Here is a 23,239-nt window from a genome sequence, read left to right as displayed (position 1 = left end):
GAAGGCTCTTTTCTTAGAGATTGTTACTATTTAAAATAGAAAACTGCTTAAAAATTGTTGTACTTGGGACACATAAAATGAAGGTAGAAGCGTAAATCTTTAGTTCCATCAATAAGGACAATGAATGACTACTTCAATGTTGTCTTTTTATTTTTGTTGAAAATAAAAAATGATTTGCTGAACACAGCTAATATTTTTCGAAATTGCCCTTTACAGTTTATTTGCTTCAATGTAATATCTTGAACATAGGAAACAATTTCATAATGCCTAATCCTGTAAGGGAACGGAGGACCCACTTTTTGGGGTTAATTCTACAGCAGTAGAAGGGATGAAGTCTCTTTCGCCATCCTACCCGTCAGCTAACTTCGTCGGCTAAAGCGAAGGAGGTCTAGAGACCGCCTAAATCAGGGGGCTTTTTTTGTTTTTTCACAAAAATGCGGCTTGATAAAAAAAGTAGGTCTTTTTATTATGCCCATTTTACAAAGGGAATTTGTAAGGCGAGACGCATATGGGGGTGTTGATCATAGCCTAACAACATAAAAATTAACTTTTGGGTTTACTCGGATTAATTAAATACGTAATGGAAAAAATAATTATTTATTATAACCCATCGTTCAAAACGTTTTTTTGGAGGACAAGTAAAGATGAGTAAACCCTCTAACCTAGGTAAAAGCCATACATATGTTTATTTAGACAACACTTTACCTACTTATTTCGGGCTTAATAGTGGATACCTTGATATTCATACTATGAAATACAGAATCTTTGGTGCAGTTTGGAAATTAGTAGACGGCAGAAGATATATTTTGGGCTATTGGTTTGCAGATCATGAGAACGAAATTCATTGTGCTATACAAAAGGCAGGATTTTCTGCCCCAATGATATCTCAAAAAAATGAGATAGACCAAATTTATCAAATTATAAGGACGGAACAAAATAAAAAAAATTGGTCTATAAGGAGGAGACTGCATTTTCTTTTAATTATGAAAAAGCCTTGGAAGGAACTAACCGAAGGATGGTATGTTTTAAAATCATGCAATGATTTCCCTATGGCTGTAACTTGTATACAAAAAAAGCGGTATTCCATTTGGATTGAGCATATAAAAGTTTGCGAAACTGAAGAGGATATTAAGGAGTTTTTAAGCCTAGTTAATTTAGAACATAACATAAATTTAATTCCTGGAATAATAGGTAGCCAATTCTGTAAACAATTTATTATTTAAAAATGCTTACAAATTTGTTTGCTTGTGATATTTATTCAGGTTTTTTCAAATACTAGTTAAAGTCGATTTTCATTTTTATTATAGGAAGGAATTTGTAAAGTGACTCATCCATCTCATTTTATAGAACTATTTTTTGCTATATTGGCCTTAGTTGGAATTTGGTTTTCGATTTCGAATTTTAGCAGTGTTAAACGTGCATTAATTGGAAGGCCAATGAGAACGGCAGAATTGCATGCTCAGCACAATAAATTAATTTGGTATATTGCTCTGCCTATCCTTTCTGCTGATCTATATTCATCAGTTGCATATGGGCCTGAGTCGGGAATAACAGAACTCGTTAAGTTAGGGAATGAAGCAAAGTGGTATATCATCCCTATTACGATTTCTACTGTTGTTTTATTGTTCATCCTCATCATTTCGTATATCATGGGCATCTTGGCCTATCCAAATGGGGGCGGGGCATATGCCATTGCAAAGGATAACTTTAAACAACGTTGGGTATCTTTAATTGCTTCGGGTTCATTACTTGTAGATTATATCTTAACAGTAGCCGTTTCTGTATCTGCAGCATTAGAGGCTATTGTTTCGGCTTACCCAATTGTCGCTCCATATGAAACGGTTCTGGCTATTCTTTGTGTCTTTATCTTATTAATGGTGAATCTTAGGGGAATTGCCGAATCAGCGAAAATTTTTGCGTGGCCTACAATCGGATTTGCGGCGTGTATGATGATACTAGTTTTTACAGGGCTTTTTAACGAGGTCAAACATGGTTTTGTTCAACCAAGCACGCCTCCATTTGGGTCGGTTCCTAAAGGGTTAACCATTTTACTTATATTAAAAGCATTCAGTTCTGCTTGCTCTGCTTTAACGGGAATCGAAACAATCTCAAATGCAGTTCCTATTTTTAGAAAGCCCCAACAAAAAAATGCTATTAAAACATACATTGCATTAGGGACTATCACATCGATAACCCTTTTAGGATTTGCTTATCATTTATATGTTAGAGGCATTAGTCCAAATCCTAATAATACCATGCTATCTCAATTAACAGAGTATTATTTTGGACATGGGATCATGTATCAGTTGATCATCTGGTTTACTTTTATCGTGCTAATCCTTGCAGCCAATTCAACGTTTACAGGTTTTTCACAATTAGCTGCCATCGTAGCCGCTGATGGATTCTTGCCGCGTGGACTAACAAACAGAGGAGATCGTTTAGGATACTCTAATGGAATTATCGTGCTTGCAGCTACAGCCAGTTTATTGATTATCGCATTCCAAGCTCATACAAATGCTTTAATTCCCTTATATGCAATCGGTGTTTTCATGTCCTTTACAGTTGCCCAATTTGGTTTAATGAGACGATGGAAGCGTGTAAAAGGACCACATTGGAAAACAAAATTAACGATTAATACGATTGGCGCAATCATAACCACTATTGTTGCTCTAATTTTTGCAGTTACGAAATTTACAAGTGGTGCGTGGATTGTTTTAATCGTAATACCAGTACTTATTTTATTTTCATTGGCAATCCAGCATCATTATCGTGACGTAGCAAAAGAGTTAAAGATTGATCTGAAAACCATGCGCCCTGAAGCGAACAGGGTTATCACGATTGTTCTTGTTTCAGGCGTACATCGTGTGGTCCAAAACACATTATCATTTGCAACCAGTATTTGTCAGGAAAATTTATTAGCCCTATACGTAGGCTTTGATGATGACTCAATGAAAAAGATGGAAGCTAAATGGGAAGAATGGGGAAACCCTTGCAGATTGGTTACCTTGAAGAGTAAATATCGTTCCGTTTTAGAACCTTTATCAAGATTAATACATTTGATCGAAGAAAAGGAACAGTTTAAATCACAAATTCATATTGTCATCCCTCAATTTATTCCTCATAAGTGGTGGCATAACATATTGCATAATCAAACCGCTCTATTACTTCGACTATGGTTACTGAGGCATCGAGATGTTGTTATTACAACAGTACCTTATCATTTAAAGAATTAGCAGTTTAAAGGCATGGAAAAATATTTCCCATGCCTTTTAAATGGAAAATGAGTTGTTTATAGGGCTAAACGGGTTATTTCGTTAACGTGTGCAAGAATTTAAGCAGCAAAAAAAATTAAACTGGTGCTTTTAAGGTGTTTCGATTCAAAGAGGTGTAAAGCCTTTTTTCTTCTTCAATTAACGATTGCTTTAATGAAAAATAGATATAAATTCAAAAATGGCTTGGAGGAAAACTCCTAGCCATTTTTTTTGAATCAATTTCCTCGAATTTGAGGATTACTTTTTCTTATTCAAGTATATAAAGAATTTTAATAATAACGAAAAAAAAAGGCAAAATACTAAGGCTAATTAATCAAGAGGAGGAAGAAAAAATGACTACTTTACGCGATATTATGACAAAAGATGTTAAGGTGTGTTCACCACATGAACCTGTGACAGCAGCGGCTAAAATTATGCGTGATATTAACTGCGGGTCTGTTCCTGTGTGTGAAGGTAAAAAAGTTGTTGGTATGATTACGGATCGTGATATTGTAATAAATTGTGTAGCTGAAGAAAAGGATTGTAAGTCCGTTCATTGCCATGATAGTATGACAAGGGATGTCATCACATGCGCGCCTGATACAGATGTACATGAATGTGCTCGTATAATGTCCGAACATCAAATTCGACGTATTCCTGTTGTTGAAAATGGGGAAATGCTAGGAATTTGTGCTATTGGTGATCTTGCAACAGTAAACATTCATGTTAACGAAGCAGGAGAAGCATTAAGTCATATTTCTGAACAACTTCACTAATAACTTAGCATCTACTTAATCGTAGGTGCTTTTTTTGTTCGAAAATATTGTCGAAAGTTAGCAGCAAAGACTAAAACATTGATCGACAACTTAATAAGTTTTGCCTTTGCAGACTCAATCCCTTCTCGTGCCTCTTATTTATTTCTTCAAAGAGTTATTGAAATGGAAAAATAGGGGGTTATAAAGAAACAAAAAAAAGCGTCAGATTGACGCTTCAAATTGAATGAAAATGTCCAACAACAAGTTAAAAGCGGGAGGTTTTTTTTGGATTAAAAGGAGTACTCTACATTAATTTATGAAAAAGAATTTGAAATAAGAACATACAAATATAGAAATTTTAATTCTATTACTAACCGCCCTAGAAATGATGGTAGAGGAAAATGGTTCGGAATTTAACTACAGAATATTTTATGGAATTTTGAGAAAACGTATCTTGGCAATAAAACATGATTAGTGGTAAGAGCATCATTTAGTTTATTTAGTGGCTTCAGGAATATATAGAAACTCCATGCGACCACAATGTCACATATTAGGATGATAAGCCAACCCATAATCCCGGCATTAAAAAGTGCAATTGATGACTTGATGTTATGAAATGTGGCGCTGGCATCTCCTTCAACTACAAGCCTTCCAAGAACAAGTCCATAGGAAAACAATGCAGCAAGGGTCATGACCATAAGTGCTGTGCCAGCAGATAATGCATATTTTCGCTCGGATGTTCGGTTATATCCAACATTAGTCATAAAATAATCTCCTTTGTTTTTTATTTCATTGTAATAGCTGGATTAAGACCTTTCATTGACTTTAGTTAAGTCAACAGACTTATTTTATTGAACTTTTTGTCTTAACGGAGTTTTTTAACACGTATTAATAAAGTGAAAATTTACTATGGAGGCTATTATGGAACACGAATTAAAAGCGTTTATTAAGAAGTGTGATCTTGCAATCAAGCAGGAGGATTATGGTACTGAATTAATTAATAAATAGAAAAAAATTTGTGAAGGATTGTCCTTAAAGGGGGAATCCTCGAAAGAGGTTTCCCTACTTTATTTATTGTGCTATCGTAAGCAGAATAATTGAACAATGATAAGAGAAAATAAGTTAAAAAAGGACATTTTTTATGATTGGACTTATTATTGCTGTTATTCTTTTTAATTTAATAGCTTTTATAACTAACAAGCGACTTACTAAAAATCAGATTATTCATATTTGGTCGTTCACCGTTTCTTTACAGATTTTTGCTGATTTATTTATTGACCAAAAATACCACGGTTATTGGTACTTTACACAAGCTGTTGATTGGGAAGCTTTACCTACCCTTACAATGCTTTTACCACCTGTAAATATGATGTTTTTGAACTGGTATCCTTTTAACTCTCCATTATTACAAAGAATTCTTTATTATATTTATTGGATAGGATTTATGCTGATCTATGAAGTAATAGCATTACTTCCAAAACCTTGGGGGTACTTCCATTATGGGTGGTGGAAATTGGAGTATTCTATTATTGCTGACCCTGTTTTGTTAGTTATTTTACTGAATTATTATAAGTGGATTTGTAAGATTGAAAAAAGTTAAGTTAAGGGTGCATTACTGGAACAACGGTAATGCTTTTTTATTCTTCAAGCAACGGGCAGGTGCTTAAGAAGAGTTAGTTTATTAAAAGGTCTGATAGCACAAAAAAAGACATTCCTGGAAAGAATGCCTTTCATTTAATGTTTAATTTTTCTCTTTTTCGATAATATCTTTTACTACATCTTCAATGGTTATCCTTTCAGCTGACTTACATTCTTTAATAAATTAGCGATTATAAATCATTAAATAAATGGAAAATTATGATAAAATAATTATATCATAAATGGCATACTATTTTTGTTAATCGTGTGGCAAGCATCAAGGAATTCTATATTTACTAAATTTGTTCTATGTAAGTGGATAATAGTCTAAAGAGATTTAAAATAGGAGGTAAGTATGGAAAAAATTTCTATTGGAATCTTAATCTTAGCAATCGTTGGAGGATTAACTTGGATTAAAGTTCACGATCAGGTGTCCAAAGAATCTGTTAACAAATCAGTTTCTCCTGTTGTGCAAAACATTAAGGGGGAACCAATTACTGGAAATGGCACTTTGGGTCAAGCAATTCATAATACTCATATCTTCTTAAATGGAGTTTTGAAAAAAGGGAAAGTAAAAACAATAGATTTTACTAAAAATAAAGGGAATCTTGATACAGTTGTATTGTATGAAGATGGTGCAGTCAATCTTGCTAAAAAGTTAAATGCTTCAAAAGAAATAATAGACTCTTTACAAAAAGATTTAATTGATACTAAAACTGCAATAGCTAATCAAGACTATAAGGGTCTTTATAAAGTCGAACAATCTTTACTTCATTTGGAACAATCCTATAACATTAAGTAAATAGATGTTCTGCTAAAAGAACATGCTGCCGAAATAAGTAGCTTTTTTTCTTATTCAGCCAACGGGAGTTGAACAAGTAATGTTTATTGCGCAGTAGGCGAATATTGTTTTATTCCATTGTCATACTCCATATCAATTGTAAAGTTAGTGTTAATAATATCCCTCGTATTCTTTATTATTTATCACAAATTGCTATAATGAAGTAGTTACAAAATTACAAAGAAGGCTGGTATCAACTGTGGATATTATTAAAACAATTGTGTTTGCTATTATTCAAGGTATAACAGAGCTTTTCCCTATTAGCAGTGTTGCACATGGCGTACTAACACCGTATGTATTTCATTGGAACTTGAGTCCGGTGTTTTTAAAAGAGCATTTTCTGCCATATGTAGTTATGCTTCATTTAGGAACTGCCGTAGCACTGTTGGTGTTCTTTTGGAGAGATTGGATTGATCTAATTCGCTCTATTTTTAGTGGTGATGCTAAAATGAATAGGAAGGTTTTACTTCTGTTAATTGTAGCAACATTGCCAGCAGCTCTTATCGGTGTTATTTTTGAAAAAAAATTAACAATGATATTCAGTAGCGTAACAAGCGCATCGATCTTTTTAATCGTAAACGGATTTTTTCTCTACTTTGGAGAAAAAATGCAATCTCGTGGAACAAAAGAAATCAAGGACCTTAGCTATGGACAAGCGGTTGTAATTGGTTTATTTCAATCATTAGCATTAATACCTGGATTCTCTCGCTCAGGCTCCAGCATGACAGCCGGATTTTGGATGGGACTAAAGCATGAGGCATCAGCAAAAATGTCAATGTTATTAGCTACTCCAATCATTTTAGGTGCAAGTATCTTGGAAGTTCCGAAGTTGGCAAAGAGCGGAACACATGGATTGCTTCCAATGTCCCTCTTTGGTGGTGTACTTGCTGGGGTGTTCGCCTATATAAGTGTTTGGATTCTGATGAAATGGTTTAAGACAAAAGAAATTAATGCGATGATGCCATTTGCCATTTATTGTTGGGTAGTGGGGGCATTGATCTTAATAAGCCGATTTATATAAGAAAAGATCTCCGTGGGTTTAATTTTCTTAAAAAAGTTCATATACTGTTTCAAAAGAGGACTGAATTTCAGCCCTCTTTTTTTTGAATTTGTTACTTAGTTGGAGCCTATTACGACATAAAGGACGTATTCAACGGGTGCTGTTCAAATCGCCAAGCTATTATTTTAACTTAAAACAATACGGTTGTTTAACAGAGCCTAAAATGTAGATGAAAACAATTTAAGCTCTTCCGTTTCATGAGGAAGTATAACGATACGTTCAAATGTCATTCCGATTTTTTCAAGAAGCCTGGATGAATCATAATTGTCCTTAGAGGTTATTCCTAGAATCCGATTGAGACCCAGTTGCTCGATTCCATACGCCATCGTAGCAGAGGCTGCCTCATAGGCATAACCTTTAGACTGGAATCTCGATAAAAAAGCAAATCCAATATCGACATCTTCTAAAGAGTCTCTTTTTATCAATCCGCAAATTCCAATTGGAATCCTTCCATCCTTTAGTTCTGCCAAATAAAGACCAAAGCCCAGTTTGGAGTACATGTCCATTGGTCCTGTTAAAATATAGTTTCTAGCATTTTCTAGAGTTCTCACACCTTTATCCCCTATGAAACGTAACCAAGAAGGATCATTCAAAAGTTCGAGAATAAACGCTGCATCATCAGTTGATAACCAACGAAGTATCAACCTATCAGTTTCAATGACTTTCAATTAAAATACACCTCATTAACGGATTTATTCCAATATGATTGTTTGAAATTGTTAGCTTTAATAAATAATAACTACCTTCTAAAAAGTCGTGCTGGTACTTTCTATTTTACCTTTTTTAATGAGACTAATTCTACTGGATTATGAAGAAATGAGGCAGCTTTTAAGCATATTTCGTTTTCAACTAACAGGGCAGGAGTTGAAGAAAATACATTTTATTTACCAATACAGGACAAGTTATATATAAAGTTAATAATGAAAGGACTTATAAAATGGTTAAAGTGGTTAGTTGGTCTATATTTATTATTCCTTGGATTTCTTTGATCTTTTTAGACCGTTCAGCAATTCGAAGATATATGCCTGTTGCTCTATTTGCTACAGTGCTCAACACAATATTAGCACAAATGGCTTGGTCATATAACTGGTGGAAATTTAAAGAGACTCTTTTAAGCTGGGACAAAATAGCACCGTTATTTACTGTATATGGCATATTCTTGGTCGGTACAATATGGATATTTTATTTTACATTTCGTAAATTTTGGATATATATTATTGTTAATTTAATAATCGATCTCTTTTACGGGATGGGTCTTACTAAAATGTTAAACAAGCTAGAGATAAGAGAATCTGGTAGTTTCTCTCCACTCAACAACCTTTTGACAATGACAATATTAGCCGTCATTCTATATTTTTATCAGTTATGGCAGGAAGATATCTATGATAAGGAAAAAGTTAAGTAAAATTCATTCGATTCCTTTTATTGAATAGATAAAATAAAGTTGGAAAAGTTAAATAAAGTTAGAAACCGTAAAATAGTTGGAAACTGTTTATAAATGTACAAAAATAAAAAGTCAAGCACGGAATTGTTGGTTTGAAACAAAGTTTTACTGTTTATTAGAAAGTCGTACCGTTTATAAAAAAGATGTAAAAAAGATTGATCAAAATCCTGCTTGAAAAGCAGGATTTTTCTTGTCAACCATCGGGCCAAATTCTTGAATAACACTTGGTGGTTTATGTAATATGATACTTTATGAATATTTTTACTTAATCTAACGGCGAGGTTACTTCAATAAGGAGAAACCTTTTCTTGTCAAGAAAAAGAGTATTTAAATTCATTTTTAATAATAGAAATTCTCGTTGTAGCTGTTTCCGGCAATGAGAATGCCAATGTTGGCTTTCCTGCAGTTTATGATGAAGTGATTTCTGTTGGTGCGGTCAATAAACCTTAAGAAAGAGCTTCTTTTTCTAATCTCGGGCAGGAATTAGACATTGTGGCTGTTGCTTTAAAATAAAGTTTGTTCAAAAACACCTCATAAACCAGTATTTTACGATAAAAAAAAGAATCCATTTTGAAAAAAGATTGATCAAAATAGATTCTTCTCTAACAGATTTATGTTTAGTTTTCATAAAAAAGTTTGATCATTTTAGCTACGTTCTTCAACTAAAGCACCATATAGTTTAATTACCTGATTTACTGATTATATCTTCATTTTTCATATTTAACTACATAGATATAGTTTTTGTTGCAACTGTTTGTTGAAATGCCTGATCATGCTCAACAATAACCATTGTGGGATTAAATCTTTGAATAAGCTCTTCAATCTGCATGCGCGAATAAATATCAATAAAATTTAACGGTTCATCCCAAATATATAAATGAGCTTTTTTACATAAACTTTTGGCTATAAGCAGCTTTTTCTTTTGTCCACCAGAATAATGAGATATATCTTTCTCAAATTGAATTCGGTCAAAATCCATCTTACGTAGGATGGATTTAAATAACGTTTCATCAATCTCATGCATTTCAATAAAGTCCGATAACAGTCCCTTCAAATGAGAAGTATCTTGTTGGACATAGGAAATAATGAGGCCTGAACCTAAATTCATTGTACCTGTATGCTGTATGGGATTTCCTAGAATTAGTTTTAGGATACTACTTTTTCCGCTTCCATTCTTTCCATCAAGTACAATTCGGTCACCTTGTTCAACTTTAAAGCTAATTGGCTTATTCACTACATGGTCATCGTACTTAACAGACACATCAGCCAAAACAATCAATTCATTTGACTGAAATTCTAATGGTTCTAATTTTAATGACTCGGTTTTTTCCACATTTTTTAGCAGTTTTGACTTTTCCTCAATAGCTTTTTGTTGCCTTGATTCAAGGTTCTTTGCTCTCTTCATCATCTTTGCCGCTTTATGTCCTACAAAACCCTTGTCCAACTTAGAACCCGAATTCGTTGTCCCATTTTTGGAAGCTTCCACTTGATTAGACCAATCTGCTGAACGCTTTGAAGACTGTTTTAATCTCCCTATGTCTTTTTGTAGACGCTGATTTGTTGCCTCTTCGTGTTCCTGCTGTCTATCAAAATTTAACTTCCAAGAAGAATAGTTACCACTTTGAACTTCAATATTTGCTCTATTTATAGATAAGATATGGTCAACGCATCCATCTAAAAAAATTCTGTCATGTGAAATTAAAATAAATCCTTTTTTCTTCCTTAGATAATCAGAGACCATCTTTCGTGCATCAGTGTCTAGATGATTGGTTGGCTCATCAATTAATAGAAATTGACCCTCATTCAAAAAAAGTGCAGCAAGCAACACCTTTGTTTGCTCCCCATTTGATAATGTTTTAAATGGTCGGTACATGACCTCGGCATCAACATTTAGATAGGATATTTCACGAAGAAATTCCCAATCTTCTGCTTGCGGGCAAATTTCTTCAAAGATTTCATGAGTATACTTGTTTTTATCCGAAACTGGATAAGGAAAATAATTAAATTCTACCGAAGAAACGATTTTCCCACTATACTCATAATTCCCTAATAATAAATTAAAGAATGTTGTTTTACCTCGTCCATTTCTACCGATAAATCCAAGTTTCCAATCGCTATCTATTTGAAAGTTTACACCTTCAAAAATATTGTCAAAACTACCTGGATAAGAAAAAGTTAAGTCTTGAACTTGTATCATTGACATTATAATTCCTCCTTTGTATATCAACACTTTTTACTTTTTATACAAAGTCGGCACATCCATCTATTCTAAATTTCTCCGTATAAGTTTGATGGATATTAACGACTTATACGGAGTATTACATGCGTAACAATAGTGTCTGAATTGCTCATTTCTCTCTCTCCTTTATTTATTTTATTAAAGTTACAGATAAAAAAACATCAATCTTATCTATGAGAGAATAAAAAATCCTCCCAATTTGTAATTGGAAGGATTAGTCTTTCACTTATTCTAAATAAGTTCTTTTTTGCCATTGGAATCATGACAAATAAAGTGTAAACTGATTTATAAAAATGGATAGACTAACCCTATATTTTGTAGTTTGAAGTTATTCATTTCAAATAAATATATAGATTAGTTAATCATTATCCATCCATCAGTCCTCTCATAATTGTATTTTTATATTAACAATTTTTTTTATGGAATACAATATCAGCATCATCTTTCACCTCAAATTACTGCTTGTTGCTCCTTTTATGTTTATTTTTAGAAAGAAGTGGAGAGAGTCATGTTTAAGATTACTGTAAGAGTAGATTTTTATGACCAGTGGAAAGGTGATTTTATGAGAGAGGTCAGAATTTAGTAATCCCATTAAAGGGCGCAATTCCAGAACAAGAATTGTGCTCTTTCTTGTTGTTAAGTGCTTAAAATAGAGTTATCAAATTGTTCAATCAGAAACACATACTATGGTATAATTTGGGTTAATTGGGGATATAGGGGTGATGTGTTTTTGAGGAAATCTATATTAATCATAATGTTTTTAATTAATATTTTTTACATAGCAGTTTATCTTATCAACTTTGACTCCTTTACATTAAATAAGCTATGGATTGTCTTCTTCTTAATTAGTTTAATGTTTGCCTTTCTTAATTTGCTCCATGCGAAACAACAATCTGAACAAAAGTCTTATTGTTGATTGTTGTTTTAGTGGGTAGCATTAGCTCTTTAGGAGCTTATGGGTTTCAATTTCTTATTTTCCACCTTATGGCATAAAAGATATGAAAGCTAGGATGTACATTGAATAATATTTAGGCAATGATCTTCCACAATCGGGCGCATTTCTTTAATAAGAAATGCGTCTAATTTCATTTTAAGGGCCATTTAATAGAGTAAGGATTATTGAACCACCATTCAAGAACGATATTTTATTACATTTTCTGTTGTGAAGAATCTATAAAGAAATCTTCTCTGGTATTATGATGAAAATTTATTATTGACAGCTGCCAGAAAATACCTCATTAAAAAGGAAAGAGGGCATGTTCAAATGAGTAAAACCAATATCCTGCGGGAAATCGTTCTGCGAAAGCGTAATCAGGATAAGAAGGCCAAGGAACTTCAGATCAGTACAGCGAACAGCATCGTTGAAGGATGTTACGTTAAAATTAGCGGCATCGATCAGTGGATCACGATTCGCGGCGAGAATCGGAACAACCCCGTTTTGTTATTGATTCATGGCGGTCCGGCTTCGACCTATTCCATCTTCAGTCCGTTGTTGCGTTCATGGGAGAAGCACTTCATTGTCGTTCAGTGGGATCAGCGTGGAGCAGGAAAGACTTTCGGTAAGAACGGTAAAGACGGCAGCGGAACCATCACTTTCGACAGCCTCGCGCAGGATGGGATAGAGGTAGCAGAATACTTGCGCGATAAACTCGGCCATCAAAAAGTAATTCTCATTGGAAGCTCTGTTGGCAGCCTGATTGGTATCATGATGGCAAAGCTTCGGCCAGACCTTTTTTATGCTTATGTCGGCACAGATCAGAATGCCTCAGATCCACAAAAGCAAAATCTTTTATACAAATTAACAGTCAACGCTCTTCGTACAGCAGGTAATACAAAGGGTGTGCAGTTGGTTGAGAAAATGGGATCGGATCAATCCCATTGGAGTCGTAAAGACTTTGACATGAGAAATCGATTGATCGTTAAAGCTATTAAGGATGTTCCCAATATGATTACAGACCTGTTTTTGCCCTCTATGCTCTCTTCTCCGGAACACAAAATTAATGATATGATGGATATCTTTAAAGGTATGAGTTTTTCCCTTGACCAGCTGTTTGATGAATTAATGACCTTTGACATAAAAAAACTCGGGATGCGGTTTGAGGTTCCAATCTTTATCTTTCAAGGAGATACAGACATTTTAACGCCGACTGAACTGGCTAAAGCATATTACGATGAGATTGAAGCTCCCCACAAGGAATTTGTTCTAATCAAGAACGCTGGACATCTTGCGTGTTTTGCCCGTGCCGATCAGTTCCTTGAGGAGTTGATAAAGAGAGTACGTCCATTGGCACCCGTGTCTATCTCCTCATTGTAGAAGCAATAACTTCATCAGTTTGATCGCACAATGAATATAACATTTTTCAAAGATCCGGAGGTTGGAACGATTGTCTCCATTAAACAAACAGCAGCTTGATCAAATCCGTGACGAACGCAGGGAGGAGATAAAGCAAGCAGCGCTTAAAGTGTTTGCCCGCCGAGGGTACAAACGAGCTTGATTGCTAAGGAAGCCAGTATTAGCGAAGGACTAATTTACCGCTATTTCAATTCTAAAAAAGAACTGTTCATCACACTCATCCAAGAATTGATGGAAGAAGCGAGATGAGAACTCGAGCATGTTCAATCCATGGGCAAGTTTAAGAGAAACAAGTCTATCTGAAATGATCTTACATGTTGTGAATCATGGGACCTATCATAGAGGGAATATTTCAGCTATGTTGCATCAATTGGGTGATTCTTCAGTTATGACTGATTATGCTTTTTATTGGTATTCTGATAATGTGATTCATCAGAAATAGGTAAGAGAAGAGTAATCCATTTTTTCTTCAAAAAGGTGACGTTAGCTGAAAGAAAGAGCTGTTTACACAGCTCTTTCCACCGGCATGACCGCCGGTACTCTACCACAAGGGGCAAGAATGATTACAATCCTTGATCACTAACAGTTGAGGATTTTTAATTGAACAATACCAGTTAATATCAGCTTTTTGTTTATTCAAGAAAAGGGCCAGATAATTGAATAACACTTGGTAGTAGAATGGGATATTTTATTCAATAACTGACAAGAAAAATTAAACAGACATTTAGTAGGTAGTATAGAGGTGCAACCATTGATGGTTGCACCTTTTAAAGTTTTAAGAGAAAAATAACGCTTGCTTTGTTGCAGTTAACAGATGAAAAACTTTGATAATCTTAAGAAAGCGAGATTTCAAAGATGATTTATTTGTGAAGACTTCTTTTTATGTTTCCAGATATTCTTTTAAAATGGCCAATCCTTTTTCAAGTTTGCTCATACTACCTGCATCAGAAAGAGAGACCCGAAGGAATTGTTTATCCGTTGGATTTCTGACAATAAATCGGTCTGAGTGGTAGACTCTGATGCCGGATTGTTCTAATTCTTTTTCCACATGGAAGGAAGGTTTGGTGTTTAGAATCGGCAGCCAGCGATAAAAACAGTATGGTGTTGCTGGCGGAGGACACTCTGGAAAATATCGTTCAAAAATTGTACCTGCTTTTGCAGCAAGTTCACGCTTTTTTTTAACAATAGCATAGGCATTTCCATTTAAAATTAATTCTGTAATAATCTCTGCATCTAATGAAGAAGTCTTGATATTGGTATTGAATAGACCATGTAATATTTTCTCACGGAAATTCTCGGCGAATGCAAGATAAGCGATACGGACACCACTACAAAGAGTTTTGCTTGTACTGCTTATATAGATAGTCTGCTCAGGAACCAAACTGAACAGTGGTATTGTTTCATATTTCTTTAGGCCAGTAATCATGCATGCGAAAATTTCATCTTCCATTAAAATCAGTTTGTGGCGTCGAATGACCTCGGCCAGTTCTCTTTTTCTGGACAATGAAATTTTAATGGTGGTCGGATTTGCGCAGCTTGGCATTAGATAAATGCCATTAATTTTCTTCTGTTTACACTGTAGTTCCAATAAATCAGCCCGCATACCATTTTGATCTCCGGAAATAGGAACTAATTGAATGTTTAATAGTTTAGCCAGTTCAACAAAATTGGAGTAGGTATATTCATCTGTGGCAATTTTATCTCCTGGCTCGAATAAGGAAATGAGTGCAACAGTTAAGGTGTTTTGGGCACCAGAGAAAATAGCAATGTGGCTGCTGTCAACATGGACACCCATTTGTTCCAGCCAGCGGATTGCCGCAGCCAGTTGGTGGGGATGGCCAGTCGGATATGAGTATTCATAAAGACTGTTTAGATAACCTTTTTCTACGACTGATATTGTTGCCTGCGCCACCAGTTCATTGTATTGTTCAAAACCACTTACCATGCCCATTTCAATACAACTAGGAGAAAGGTCAGCACCAGTAATTGTTATGGATTCATTTACGTGAGGGGAAACGAATGTACCCCTGCCGGTTGTACCGTATATCAACCCCTTTTTTTTACAGAGATTATACGCACGGGTAATAGTCGTAAAGTTTAAGTCAAGATAATCCGCAAGTTCACGTTGTGGCGGCAGTTTGGTTCCAGAAGCCAGACTGCCATTTTTTATATCATGTTCCAGCTGATCTGCTAAAGACGTAAAATAAGGTTGTTTCATAAGGGATTTATTAGGTTTCCAAGACATTGGGAAATTATCGAATGAATTAATTGGCATAGCGTTACCTTCCAAAACATTGTCGTACATACAATTGGTTTATTGTATGTATAATAACATGATTATATAATGAATACGAATTAAAAATTGTATGGAGGAGGATAAAAATGCAAAAAATTACTACAAAAGAAGCACCAGCAGCTATCGGCCCCTACTCCCAGGCATATGTAGCTGGTAATTTCCTTTTTACTTCCGGACAAGGTGGACTTAATCCTCAAGATGGGACAGTTGTTAAAGGCGGAATTGAAGCACAGGCTGACCAGACTATGAAAAACCTCGGTGAATTGTTTAAGGAAGCTGGAATAGATTACACAAAAATCGTTAAAACGACGTGCTTTCTTGCCGATATGTCTGACTTTGCTGCTTTTAATGCGGTATATGAAAAGTATTTTACGGAGAAACCGGCCAGAAGCTGTTTGGCTGTGAAATCCCTTCCTCTTGGTATATTGTGTGAGGTTGAAGCAATTGCCTATTTGGGAGAATAATAGAAACAGTATGTGAAGAAAATAAATATCTCTAATGAATAGAAAGGTAGGACAAATAAATGAAACAGTATGTAGTTGATGCGTTTACAGATAAAGTTTTTGGAGGCAATCCAGCAGCGGTATGTGTCATGGATGAATGGCTTCCGGAAGAACTGATGCTGAAAATCACTGCTGAAAATAATCTTTCCGAAACAGCTTTTGCAGTGAAAGAAGGAGATGAATACCGACTTAGATGGTTTACACCGGGTGGGGAAATTGACCTTTGTGGCCATGCAACATTGGCAACAGCGTATGTCATTGCTAACTATTATGAAAAAAATGTGGAGAGAATCACGTTTCAGACAATGAGCGGGGAGCTTGTTGTGTTAAAAAAAGATGATTTATTTGAAATGGACTTTCCATCATATGATTTGAAAAAGGTAGACGTGACCGATGAAATGGCAGAGGCCATTGGTATAAGACCGCTAGAGGCATATATGGGAAGAGACCTGGTATGTATTCTGGAAACAGAAGATGAAGTCCGCAACGTAAATCCTGACCAAGATAAGGTAAAAAAACTGGATGGACTTTTATTGCATGTTACAGCTGAAGGAAAAGATTATAACTGTGTATCAAGATCATTTGCACCAAAATGCAATGTACCTGAAGATCCTGTATGCGGTAGTGGACACTGCCATATCATTCCGTTCTGGGCAGAGCGGCTAAATAAAAAATCAATAGTTGCTTATCAGGCATCACCTCGTGGGGGAGTCCTATACTGTGATTATGAGGGAACACGTACGAAATTAAGCGGTAAGGCTGCTTTATATTCCATAGCAGAAATATATGTTTAAATTTTTACGAATTGCAAAGTGAATAAAATGGTAAATGAAAATTTTGCGGTTTTTACCAAATTCGCACACGCTGCACGAATGTTATGGGTAAGGTACTGTCAGGCGGGACTATCTTGCCAATGTTATAGAAGTAATTGCTCTAACCGTTGAAAAAAATTCTTCTTTTAATAGAAAATTTTTTTCTTAATTAATAGATATCCTTCATTAAGTTTTCTTAAAAGTTCTGTGTACCAATAATCCATACAATTGGTTTAAAGGTAACTTTGTTATAGAATAACAGACTGCTTCTCCAATCAATAGGGGAGTAGCGGGAAAGGATCAAAATAATGCAAAAAGGAATTTTATTATTAGTCTTAGCTACCTTTCTTTGGGCGGGCAACTACATATGTGGTCGTTTTTTAGGTCCAGCGTTACCAGCAACATTATTGAATACAATACGTTGGGCAATTTCAACGCTTATACTTTGGGGGTTAGTAATTCTTAATAAGAAACAACTTCCTATCTTTATAAGGTGGAAGGAATTTTTGGTTTTGGGGTTTTTAGGTGTATTCGCATTTTCAACCTTAAATTATTTGGGATTAAAATCTATTAGTGCATCACAAGCGGGAATGATCTCAGCAGGTATTCCTATTACCATCTTAGTCTTCACCCCCTTTTTTCTTAAAGAGCAAATTAAAATAAAAGCATGGATTGGAGCAATTATATCTATAATTGGTGTTATCTTGCTAGTCCAAGGTAAACAAGCAACTTCTTCTGAAGGATCCATTCTTGGAGAAATTGAAATCATTTTATCATGTGTAGCCTGGGGAATGTATACGGTTCTTGGTAAAAAATATGGAAAAAAGATTGATCCATTAACACTGACTGCCGGGGCAGCCTTTTACGGGACCCTTCTTAGTGCTATTAGTTGTATTGGAACTGTTGATCCAAAACTAATTCATATGACGAGAAATGCATGGATTTGTATTATTTATGTAAGTACCTTTGCGTCAGTCGTTGCATATTTTGCGTGGAATGCTGGTGTGAAAATCGTTGGTGCAGGTCGTGCGGCACCATATATTAACTTACTTCCGGTTTGGACTGTTTTATTGGGTGTTCTTTTATTACAGGAACAAATATCTGGAATCACTTTTGTAGGAGGAATTATTACAATTTTTGGAGCTGTCTTAGCCAGTGGTCAAAGCAGAGTAGTAAAAACACAACATGAAGTTAATTCTTAGACAAGGGGCTGTTTCAAAAGTTAAAATTAATTTTTTTGGACAACCCTATTGAAAATAATACATCATGTCGATAACAAGCACGATTCCTACTTAATATATGAGATATCTTGCTAAAATCTAATAATACCTGATAAGGGACTGATAGGATGAAAAAGGTTGGAATTGTTGGAGGTATAGGACCAGAAGCAACAGTAGATTATTACCAATCGATAATTTCTAAATTTCAAGAAAAGATAGGTAGTAAAGAAGAATTACCGGAACTCTTTATTAGCAGCATTAATATGTATAAGATGTTTAATTTGCTTATGTCGTATTGGGTTGCACAGAACTCCCTATGTTAATCAAAAATGAGGATTTAAATATCCATCCATTAAATACAGCAGCAATTCACATTAATAAGATTGTCGATACCTTTTTTATGGACAAAACTTATTGACCTTATTGAACTGTAGGGGGCTAGAGTTAAATAAGTACCAGCCAGCTCAGACTTTGATCTTCTACAATCGGGCGCAATTCTGCAGCAGGAATTGTGCTCTTTCTTGTGCGCCCAGCATGGGTGCAATCTATAGGGTGCAAGTCCCGAACTGTGAAGGCAGAAGTAACAGTAGCTTAACGCAAGGGTGTCCGTGGTGACGCGGAATCTGAAGGAAGCGAGCGGCAAACCTCCGGTCTGAGGGACACGAACTTCATATAAGGCTAGATACCATTGGATGAGTTTGCAAGACAAAACAAAGTCCATTCTGCCGAAGGTGGTATAGAGTAAATGAAGCAGATAGATGGAGGGAAAGATTGCACTCTTACCTGGGGAGGTCAGATTGGAATACCAAGCACACTTGGTAACCTATCTAGCAATAGATAGCTGAACAATCAGAAGTCAGCAGAGGTAATAGTACCTTACCTACTCGAGATGGTAAGGGAAGGACTGAACAATTGTGGTTACTTTGCTTTAGCGGATACACCAAGTAAATTTAAAGAATTTGATGAATGGATAAGAAGAAGACTCCGTATGATTGAATGGAAACAATGGAAAACACCCAAAACAAGAGTAAGAAAACTCAAAGGGTTGGGAGTACCACCAAACAAGGCTTACGAATGGGGAAACTCCAGGAAGAAATACTGGAGAATCGCTAGTAGTCCGATTCTACACAAAACCCTGGATAACTCCTTTTGGAATAATCGAGGGCTGAAAAGTCTATATCACAGATATGAATTTCTACGTCAAACTTAATTGAACCGCCGTATACCGAACGGTACGTACGGTGGTGTGAGAGATCGGGGGTTAGTCACCCCCTCCTACTCGATTATGAATTGTGTCATTTAGTTTAACAGTGTATCTATAATTCAGGCACTTTTTGTTGTATAATTATAATTATTTTTACATATATATTCAAAAAATAAAAGGGAGTGGATTTTTATTTATATGATTTGTGAGTCTGAAAATATAAATGACTATTTACTTGAACTAAATATGGTTGATTATTCTAACCCAATGATTAGAGCAAATGTGGATGAACTTTTCAACCCTGCTCAAACAGAAATTGAAAAAGTGAAAGTAGCTTTTGAATTTGTTCGTGACGAAATATCTCATTCTTGGGATATTCAATCAAAACGGGTTACTTGTAACGCTTCAGAAGTATTAGCATATAAAGAGGGAATTTGCTATGCAAAATCAAACCTATTAGCATCCTTTTTACGCTCACAAGGAATACCGACAGGTTTTTGTTATCAACGATTGATGTTGTTTGATACGCCAGAAAAAGGGTATTGTATTCACGCTTTGAATGCTGTTTACTTTAAATCACTTAATAAATGGGTAAGGTTAGATGCTCGTGGAAATAAAATGGGCATTGATGCTCAATTTTCAGTTGATGAAGAAAAATTAGCGTTTCCTATTCAAGAGGAATTTGATGAAAAGGATTATCCTGTTATTTATGTAAAGCCAAATCCAAAAACAATAACTGTGTTAGAAGAGCATAAAGATGCATTAGAAATGTATAAACTTCATTTACCTGAGAGTATATAAATGTTCCATTAAAGGGCGCGATTATCTAAAAGAGGCTACTGCAAAACTCAAGATTTAATTTCTGAAACACAATATGTAGAGGAACAGAAAAAGGGTGAAACACTACCTATGGTAGGTGCTCACCCTTTTTTTAGTTATTTCTGGACTTTTGCAGTGCCCTCTGCTCCAGAAATGCGCCCATTTTAATGAAATGGGCCATATTGTAGAGAAGTTAAAAAATGTGAATATTTAGAAGGTACTACCACTATTTTCGCAGAATTAGTACAAAGATTCTTTTTAAAATGAAGAATTTGAATTTATGTTACCAATCATTATGAGGAGGCTGAGCAAAATATGAAGTATGTCCGATTGGGGAAATCTGGATTGATTGTATCGAAACTTGCGTTTGGGGCGATGACTTTTGGATCAGGGAATATTCCAAGTGTATACAAAGTCGGTGAAGGTCAAGCAAAGGAGCTAGTAGACAAAGCGCTGGATGCTGGCATCAATTTCTTTGATACAGCGGACGCTTACGCAGATGGGCAAAGTGAAGAAATATTGGGTCGGTTGCTGGGGACTCGCAGAAAAGAAATTATCATTGCCACTAAAGCTGGTAATAGGGTGGGTTCAGGCCTTGTCCAAACTGGACTATCCCGTAAACATTTATTCACTGCGTGCGAATCGAGCCTAGCTCGATTAAATACCGATTATATAGATCTTTATATTGTCCATAAGACCGATCCGTTCACCCCGCTCGAAGAGACACTTGAGGCGCTTAATGATCTGGTTCGGCAAGGCAAAGTTCGATATCTCGGCTATTCTAACTGGCCAGCTTGGATGGCTGCTCAAGCTCTTCAGATGCAACGTGAACGCGGGTGGGCCACCTTTATTAATGGGCAAATGTACTATTCATTAGTTGGTCGGGATATTGAGCACGATACAATTCCTTTCATGAAAAACAACAATGTTGGATTAACGGTGTGGAGTCCTCTAGCTGGCGGTTTCTTAAGCGGTAAGTATACCCGCAATAATCTGAATGATCCGAATAATCGGCTGAGCGGATTTGATTTCCTTCCGCATGACAAGGAATGGGGCTTTACAATCTTGGATAAGATTCGAGAATTCGCACAAGATCATGGCGCAACTCCGGCACAAGTGTCACTCGCTTGGCTACTGGCACAGACTCATGTAAATAGCGTGCTTGTAGGTTCGAGCAAAGCTTCCCAATTAGAAGACAATTTAACCGCTGTCAAGCTGAACCTGACATCGGAAGAAATCGAGGTGTTGGAGAAATTGACACGTCCTGTACCGTTGTATCCAAACTGGTTTACGACAATGACTCTTGATTCTCAAGTTGTCGAGGCACTAGAAAAATAAAAGCGATCCCGGTTTTCAGTGAAACCCGGGAAAATTTACTCAATAAATGAAGAACAGTGGTCTTAATACATCACTGTTCTTTTTTTATTTTATATCTTTGAAATAAAGTGGTTTTAGATATGAGCTCTTATTCTGCAATCGGGCGCCATTCTACAGCAAGAATTGTGCTTTTTCTTTATGTTTGGGCCATTTAATAGAATAACATGCTTTATTACTTATGAGTTAACCCTACATAATTGTGCACGAAATGTCGGGTGGATACATTCAACTCCTGCTATTCTTTTGATAAAGGAGGTCACATAAATGGATTTGCTTAAAAACATGAATGGAGCATTAAAGTATATTGAAGAAAATCTTACTAATGATATTGACTTTAAAGAAGTAGCTAGGATTGCTTTCTGCTCCGAATATCATTTTAAAAGGATGTTTTCCTTCCTTGCAGGTATTTCACTATCGGAATACATCCGTCGCAGACGGCTAACTCTTGCAGTGTTTGAGCTTAAAGATAGCAGCGTAAAGGTCATTGACATTGCAATAAAATACGGGTATAACTCACCAGATTCTTTTGCACGAGCTTTTCAAAATTTGCATGGCATAACACCGTCAGAAGCCAGAAATAATGGCCATTCACTTAAAGCTTACCCACGAATGACCTTCCAGTTATCAATCAAAGGAGGAAGTGAAATGAACTATCGTATTGAAGAAAAAGAGGCATTTCGCATCGTTGGTATTAAGAAAAGAGTTCCTATTATTTTCAACGGGGTTAATCCGGAAATTGCCTCTATGTGGGAAAGTTTAGATGGTGAAGCAATAAATAAACTTAAAAACCTTTCTAATGTCGCGCCTTTGGGACTGATTAGTGCCTCCACGAACTTTTCTGAAGGTAGGATGGAGGAAAAAGGAGAGCTTGATCACTATATTGGCGTAGCCACAACGAACGAGTATCCAAATAACCTTTCACAGCTTGAAGTTCCTGCCTCAACATGGGCTGTTTTCGAAGCAATCGGACCATTTCCAGATACGCTTCAAGATGTATGGGGACGCATTTATTCAGAATGGTTTCCATCCTCAAATTATGAACAAATAGGAGGTCCGGAAATCCTGTGGAATGAAGATAAAGATGTAACCTCACCAACTTTCAAAAGCGAAATATGGATACCGATTTTAAAAAAGTAATAATAATCCTAATAGAGAATTTTGAATCATTAGTTGAATTTTATCGTTTAACTGCTTAACAAGAAGAAGCCATATTGTTGTTTATTTCTTGATATTAGTTGAGAGAATATATAGGTTTTTATTCCAGAATCGGGCGCGATTGTGGAGCACCCCAGGTAGAAAATGATTAAACTTTTTTATAAAACCTAAGCTTAATACTGCTAGATAAGAATCCATTTTGATTAATCTTATATTCAAAATGGATTCTTCTTTATTTAACATAAATACAGGTTTGTGAGATATCTTTGATT

19 protein-coding genes, 3 pseudogenes and 1 riboswitch are annotated in these 23,239 nt (G+C 35.6%); of the genes and pseudogenes, 18 read left to right on the top strand and 4 right to left on the bottom strand.

From position 1 onward, the window contains the following. Nucleotides 1-254: 254 nt before the first annotated feature. A riboswitch (cyclic di-AMP (ydaO/yuaA leader) is annotated at nt 255-389 on the top strand. Between the two features lie 255 nt (nt 390-644). The 3 genes from J2S10_RS12275 (at nt 645) to J2S10_RS12265 (ending at nt 4,027) form a co-directional block, all read left to right on the top strand. Further along, on the top strand, nt 645-1,223 hold the full coding sequence (locus J2S10_RS12275; protein WP_307408063.1) for a hypothetical protein: 579 nt from the start codon (nt 645-647) through the stop codon (nt 1,221-1,223). Nucleotides 1,224-1,322: 99 nt separating this feature from the next. Next, nucleotides 1,323-3,233 carry an APC family permease gene (locus tag J2S10_RS12270; protein ID WP_307408061.1) on the top strand — a complete coding sequence of 637 codons (1,911 nt, stop codon included), beginning with the start codon at nt 1,323-1,325 and terminating at the stop codon, nt 3,231-3,233. Nucleotides 3,234-3,604: 371 nt separating this feature from the next. After that, nucleotides 3,605-4,027: a CBS domain-containing protein gene (locus tag J2S10_RS12265; RefSeq protein WP_307405913.1), complete on the top strand. Its 423-nt coding sequence runs from the start codon at nt 3,605-3,607 to the stop codon at nt 4,025-4,027. Between the two features lie 392 nt (nt 4,028-4,419). Here J2S10_RS12265 and J2S10_RS12260 read toward each other — a convergent pair whose 3' ends face one another. Continuing rightward, entirely contained in the window at nt 4,420-4,770 is a 351-nt protein-coding gene (locus J2S10_RS12260) for a DUF4386 domain-containing protein (protein WP_307408059.1), read from the bottom strand. Nucleotides 4,771-5,147: 377 nt separating this feature from the next. Here J2S10_RS12260 and J2S10_RS12255 point away from each other — a divergent pair, with 377 nt between their 5' ends. The 3 genes from J2S10_RS12255 to J2S10_RS12245 all read left to right on the top strand — a co-directional run bounded on the left by J2S10_RS12255 (nt 5,148) and on the right by J2S10_RS12245 (nt 7,506). Beyond that, nucleotides 5,148-5,606 (top strand): hypothetical protein, encoded by a 459-nt coding sequence (locus J2S10_RS12255; RefSeq protein WP_307408057.1) that lies wholly within the window; start codon nt 5,148-5,150, stop codon nt 5,604-5,606. A 393-nt stretch (nt 5,607-5,999) separates the two neighbouring features. Continuing rightward, on the top strand, nt 6,000-6,446 hold the full coding sequence (locus J2S10_RS12250) for a hypothetical protein (protein WP_307408055.1): 447 nt from the start codon (nt 6,000-6,002) through the stop codon (nt 6,444-6,446). Between the two features lie 238 nt (nt 6,447-6,684). Next, nucleotides 6,685-7,506, top strand: coding sequence for an undecaprenyl-diphosphate phosphatase (locus tag J2S10_RS12245; RefSeq protein ID WP_307408053.1), 822 nt, complete (start codon nt 6,685-6,687; stop codon nt 7,504-7,506). Between the two features lie 197 nt (nt 7,507-7,703). On the opposite strand, the gene J2S10_RS12240 is transcribed toward J2S10_RS12245, so the two are convergent. Continuing rightward, complete coding sequence (locus tag J2S10_RS12240; RefSeq protein ID WP_307408051.1) at nt 7,704-8,213, bottom strand: GNAT family N-acetyltransferase; 510 nt, start codon at nt 8,211-8,213, stop codon at nt 7,704-7,706. A gap of 269 nt (nt 8,214-8,482) precedes the next feature. On the opposite strand from J2S10_RS12240, the gene J2S10_RS12235 reads away from it, so the two are divergent. Next, nucleotides 8,483-8,950: a hypothetical protein gene (locus J2S10_RS12235; protein ID WP_307408049.1), complete on the top strand. Its 468-nt coding sequence runs from the start codon at nt 8,483-8,485 to the stop codon at nt 8,948-8,950. A gap of 763 nt (nt 8,951-9,713) precedes the next feature. Here J2S10_RS12235 and J2S10_RS12230 read toward each other — a convergent pair. Then, nucleotides 9,714-11,192, bottom strand: a complete 1,479-nt coding sequence (locus J2S10_RS12230; RefSeq protein WP_307408142.1) for an Lsa family ABC-F type ribosomal protection protein — start codon at nt 11,190-11,192, stop codon at nt 9,714-9,716. 1,300 nt (nt 11,193-12,492) lie between these two features. On the opposite strand from J2S10_RS12230, the gene J2S10_RS12225 reads away from it, so the two are divergent. The 3 genes and pseudogenes from J2S10_RS12225 to J2S10_RS12215 form a co-directional block, all read left to right on the top strand. Continuing rightward, complete coding sequence (locus J2S10_RS12225) at nt 12,493-13,542, top strand: alpha/beta fold hydrolase (RefSeq protein WP_307408047.1); 1,050 nt, start codon at nt 12,493-12,495, stop codon at nt 13,540-13,542. Between the two features lie 70 nt (nt 13,543-13,612). Next, nucleotides 13,613-13,827 (top strand): annotated as a pseudogene (locus J2S10_RS12220) (TetR/AcrR family transcriptional regulator); the annotation flags it as partial. A gap of 19 nt (nt 13,828-13,846) precedes the next feature. Beyond that, a pseudogene (locus tag J2S10_RS12215) lies at nt 13,847-14,023 on the top strand (DinB family protein); the annotation flags it as partial. A gap of 438 nt (nt 14,024-14,461) precedes the next feature. Here the strand turns inward: J2S10_RS12215 and J2S10_RS12210 are convergent. Beyond that, nucleotides 14,462-15,856: an aminotransferase-like domain-containing protein gene (locus J2S10_RS12210; protein WP_307408044.1), complete on the bottom strand. Its 1,395-nt coding sequence runs from the start codon at nt 15,854-15,856 to the stop codon at nt 14,462-14,464. A 107-nt stretch (nt 15,857-15,963) separates the two neighbouring features. Between J2S10_RS12210 and J2S10_RS12205 the strand changes: the two genes are divergently transcribed. The 8 genes and pseudogenes from J2S10_RS12205 (at nt 15,964) to J2S10_RS12170 (ending at nt 22,949) form a co-directional block, all read left to right on the top strand. Next, nucleotides 15,964-16,341 (top strand): RidA family protein, encoded by a 378-nt coding sequence (locus J2S10_RS12205; protein WP_307408042.1) that lies wholly within the window; start codon nt 15,964-15,966, stop codon nt 16,339-16,341. 59 nt (nt 16,342-16,400) lie between these two features. After that, nucleotides 16,401-17,174, top strand: coding sequence for a PhzF family phenazine biosynthesis protein (locus J2S10_RS12200; RefSeq protein WP_307408040.1), 774 nt, complete (start codon nt 16,401-16,403; stop codon nt 17,172-17,174). 326 nt (nt 17,175-17,500) lie between these two features. Then, a complete protein-coding gene (locus tag J2S10_RS12195; RefSeq protein ID WP_307408038.1) occupies nt 17,501-18,394 on the top strand; it encodes a DMT family transporter in 894 nt (297 codons plus the stop codon). Between the two features lie 146 nt (nt 18,395-18,540). Next, nucleotides 18,541-18,735, top strand: a complete 195-nt coding sequence (locus J2S10_RS12190; protein ID WP_307408037.1) for a hypothetical protein — start codon at nt 18,541-18,543, stop codon at nt 18,733-18,735. 590 nt (nt 18,736-19,325) lie between these two features. Continuing rightward, a pseudogene (locus tag J2S10_RS12185) lies at nt 19,326-19,622 on the top strand (group II intron maturase-specific domain-containing protein); the annotation flags it as partial. A 192-nt stretch (nt 19,623-19,814) separates the two neighbouring features. Then, complete coding sequence (locus J2S10_RS12180; protein ID WP_370876189.1) at nt 19,815-20,417, top strand: transglutaminase-like domain-containing protein; 603 nt, start codon at nt 19,815-19,817, stop codon at nt 20,415-20,417. Between the two features lie 333 nt (nt 20,418-20,750). Then, nucleotides 20,751-21,773, top strand: coding sequence for an aldo/keto reductase (locus J2S10_RS12175; RefSeq protein ID WP_307408035.1), 1,023 nt, complete (start codon nt 20,751-20,753; stop codon nt 21,771-21,773). 303 nt (nt 21,774-22,076) lie between these two features. Beyond that, nucleotides 22,077-22,949, top strand: coding sequence for an AraC family transcriptional regulator (locus J2S10_RS12170; protein ID WP_307408033.1), 873 nt, complete (start codon nt 22,077-22,079; stop codon nt 22,947-22,949). The last annotated feature ends 290 nt before the right edge of the window (nt 22,950-23,239 follow it).

This window comes from Neobacillus ginsengisoli (genome assembly GCF_030813055.1).
This window is presented reverse-complemented; position numbering and strand designations above follow the sequence as displayed.

Excerpts from the sequence above, each read along its gene's own strand:
- J2S10_RS12275 (WP_307408063.1), top strand. The coding sequence starts at position 645 with ATGAGTAAACCCTCTAACCTAGGTAAAAGCCATACATATGTTTATTTA.
- J2S10_RS12265 (WP_307405913.1), top strand. The coding sequence starts at position 3,605 with ATGACTACTTTACGCGATATTATGACAAAAGATGTTAAGGTGTGTTCA.
- J2S10_RS12260 (WP_307408059.1), bottom strand. The coding sequence starts at position 4,770 with ATGACTAATGTTGGATATAACCGAACATCCGAGCGAAAATATGCATTA.
- J2S10_RS12255 (WP_307408057.1), top strand. The coding sequence starts at position 5,148 with ATGATTGGACTTATTATTGCTGTTATTCTTTTTAATTTAATAGCTTTT.
- J2S10_RS12250 (WP_307408055.1), top strand. The coding sequence starts at position 6,000 with ATGGAAAAAATTTCTATTGGAATCTTAATCTTAGCAATCGTTGGAGGA.
- J2S10_RS12235 (WP_307408049.1), top strand. The coding sequence starts at position 8,483 with ATGGTTAAAGTGGTTAGTTGGTCTATATTTATTATTCCTTGGATTTCT.
- J2S10_RS12230 (WP_307408142.1), bottom strand. The coding sequence starts at position 11,192 with ATGTCAATGATACAAGTTCAAGACTTAACTTTTTCTTATCCAGGTAGT.
- J2S10_RS12225 (WP_307408047.1), top strand. The coding sequence starts at position 12,493 with ATGAGTAAAACCAATATCCTGCGGGAAATCGTTCTGCGAAAGCGTAAT.
- J2S10_RS12210 (WP_307408044.1), bottom strand. The coding sequence starts at position 15,856 with ATGCCAATTAATTCATTCGATAATTTCCCAATGTCTTGGAAACCTAAT.
- J2S10_RS12205 (WP_307408042.1), top strand. The coding sequence starts at position 15,964 with ATGCAAAAAATTACTACAAAAGAAGCACCAGCAGCTATCGGCCCCTAC.
- J2S10_RS12200 (WP_307408040.1), top strand. The coding sequence starts at position 16,401 with ATGAAACAGTATGTAGTTGATGCGTTTACAGATAAAGTTTTTGGAGGC.
- J2S10_RS12195 (WP_307408038.1), top strand. The coding sequence starts at position 17,501 with ATGCAAAAAGGAATTTTATTATTAGTCTTAGCTACCTTTCTTTGGGCG.
- J2S10_RS12190 (WP_307408037.1), top strand. The coding sequence starts at position 18,541 with ATGAAAAAGGTTGGAATTGTTGGAGGTATAGGACCAGAAGCAACAGTA.
- J2S10_RS12180 (WP_370876189.1), top strand. The coding sequence starts at position 19,815 with ATGATTTGTGAGTCTGAAAATATAAATGACTATTTACTTGAACTAAAT.
- J2S10_RS12175 (WP_307408035.1), top strand. The coding sequence starts at position 20,751 with ATGAAGTATGTCCGATTGGGGAAATCTGGATTGATTGTATCGAAACTT.
- J2S10_RS12170 (WP_307408033.1), top strand. The coding sequence starts at position 22,077 with ATGGATTTGCTTAAAAACATGAATGGAGCATTAAAGTATATTGAAGAA.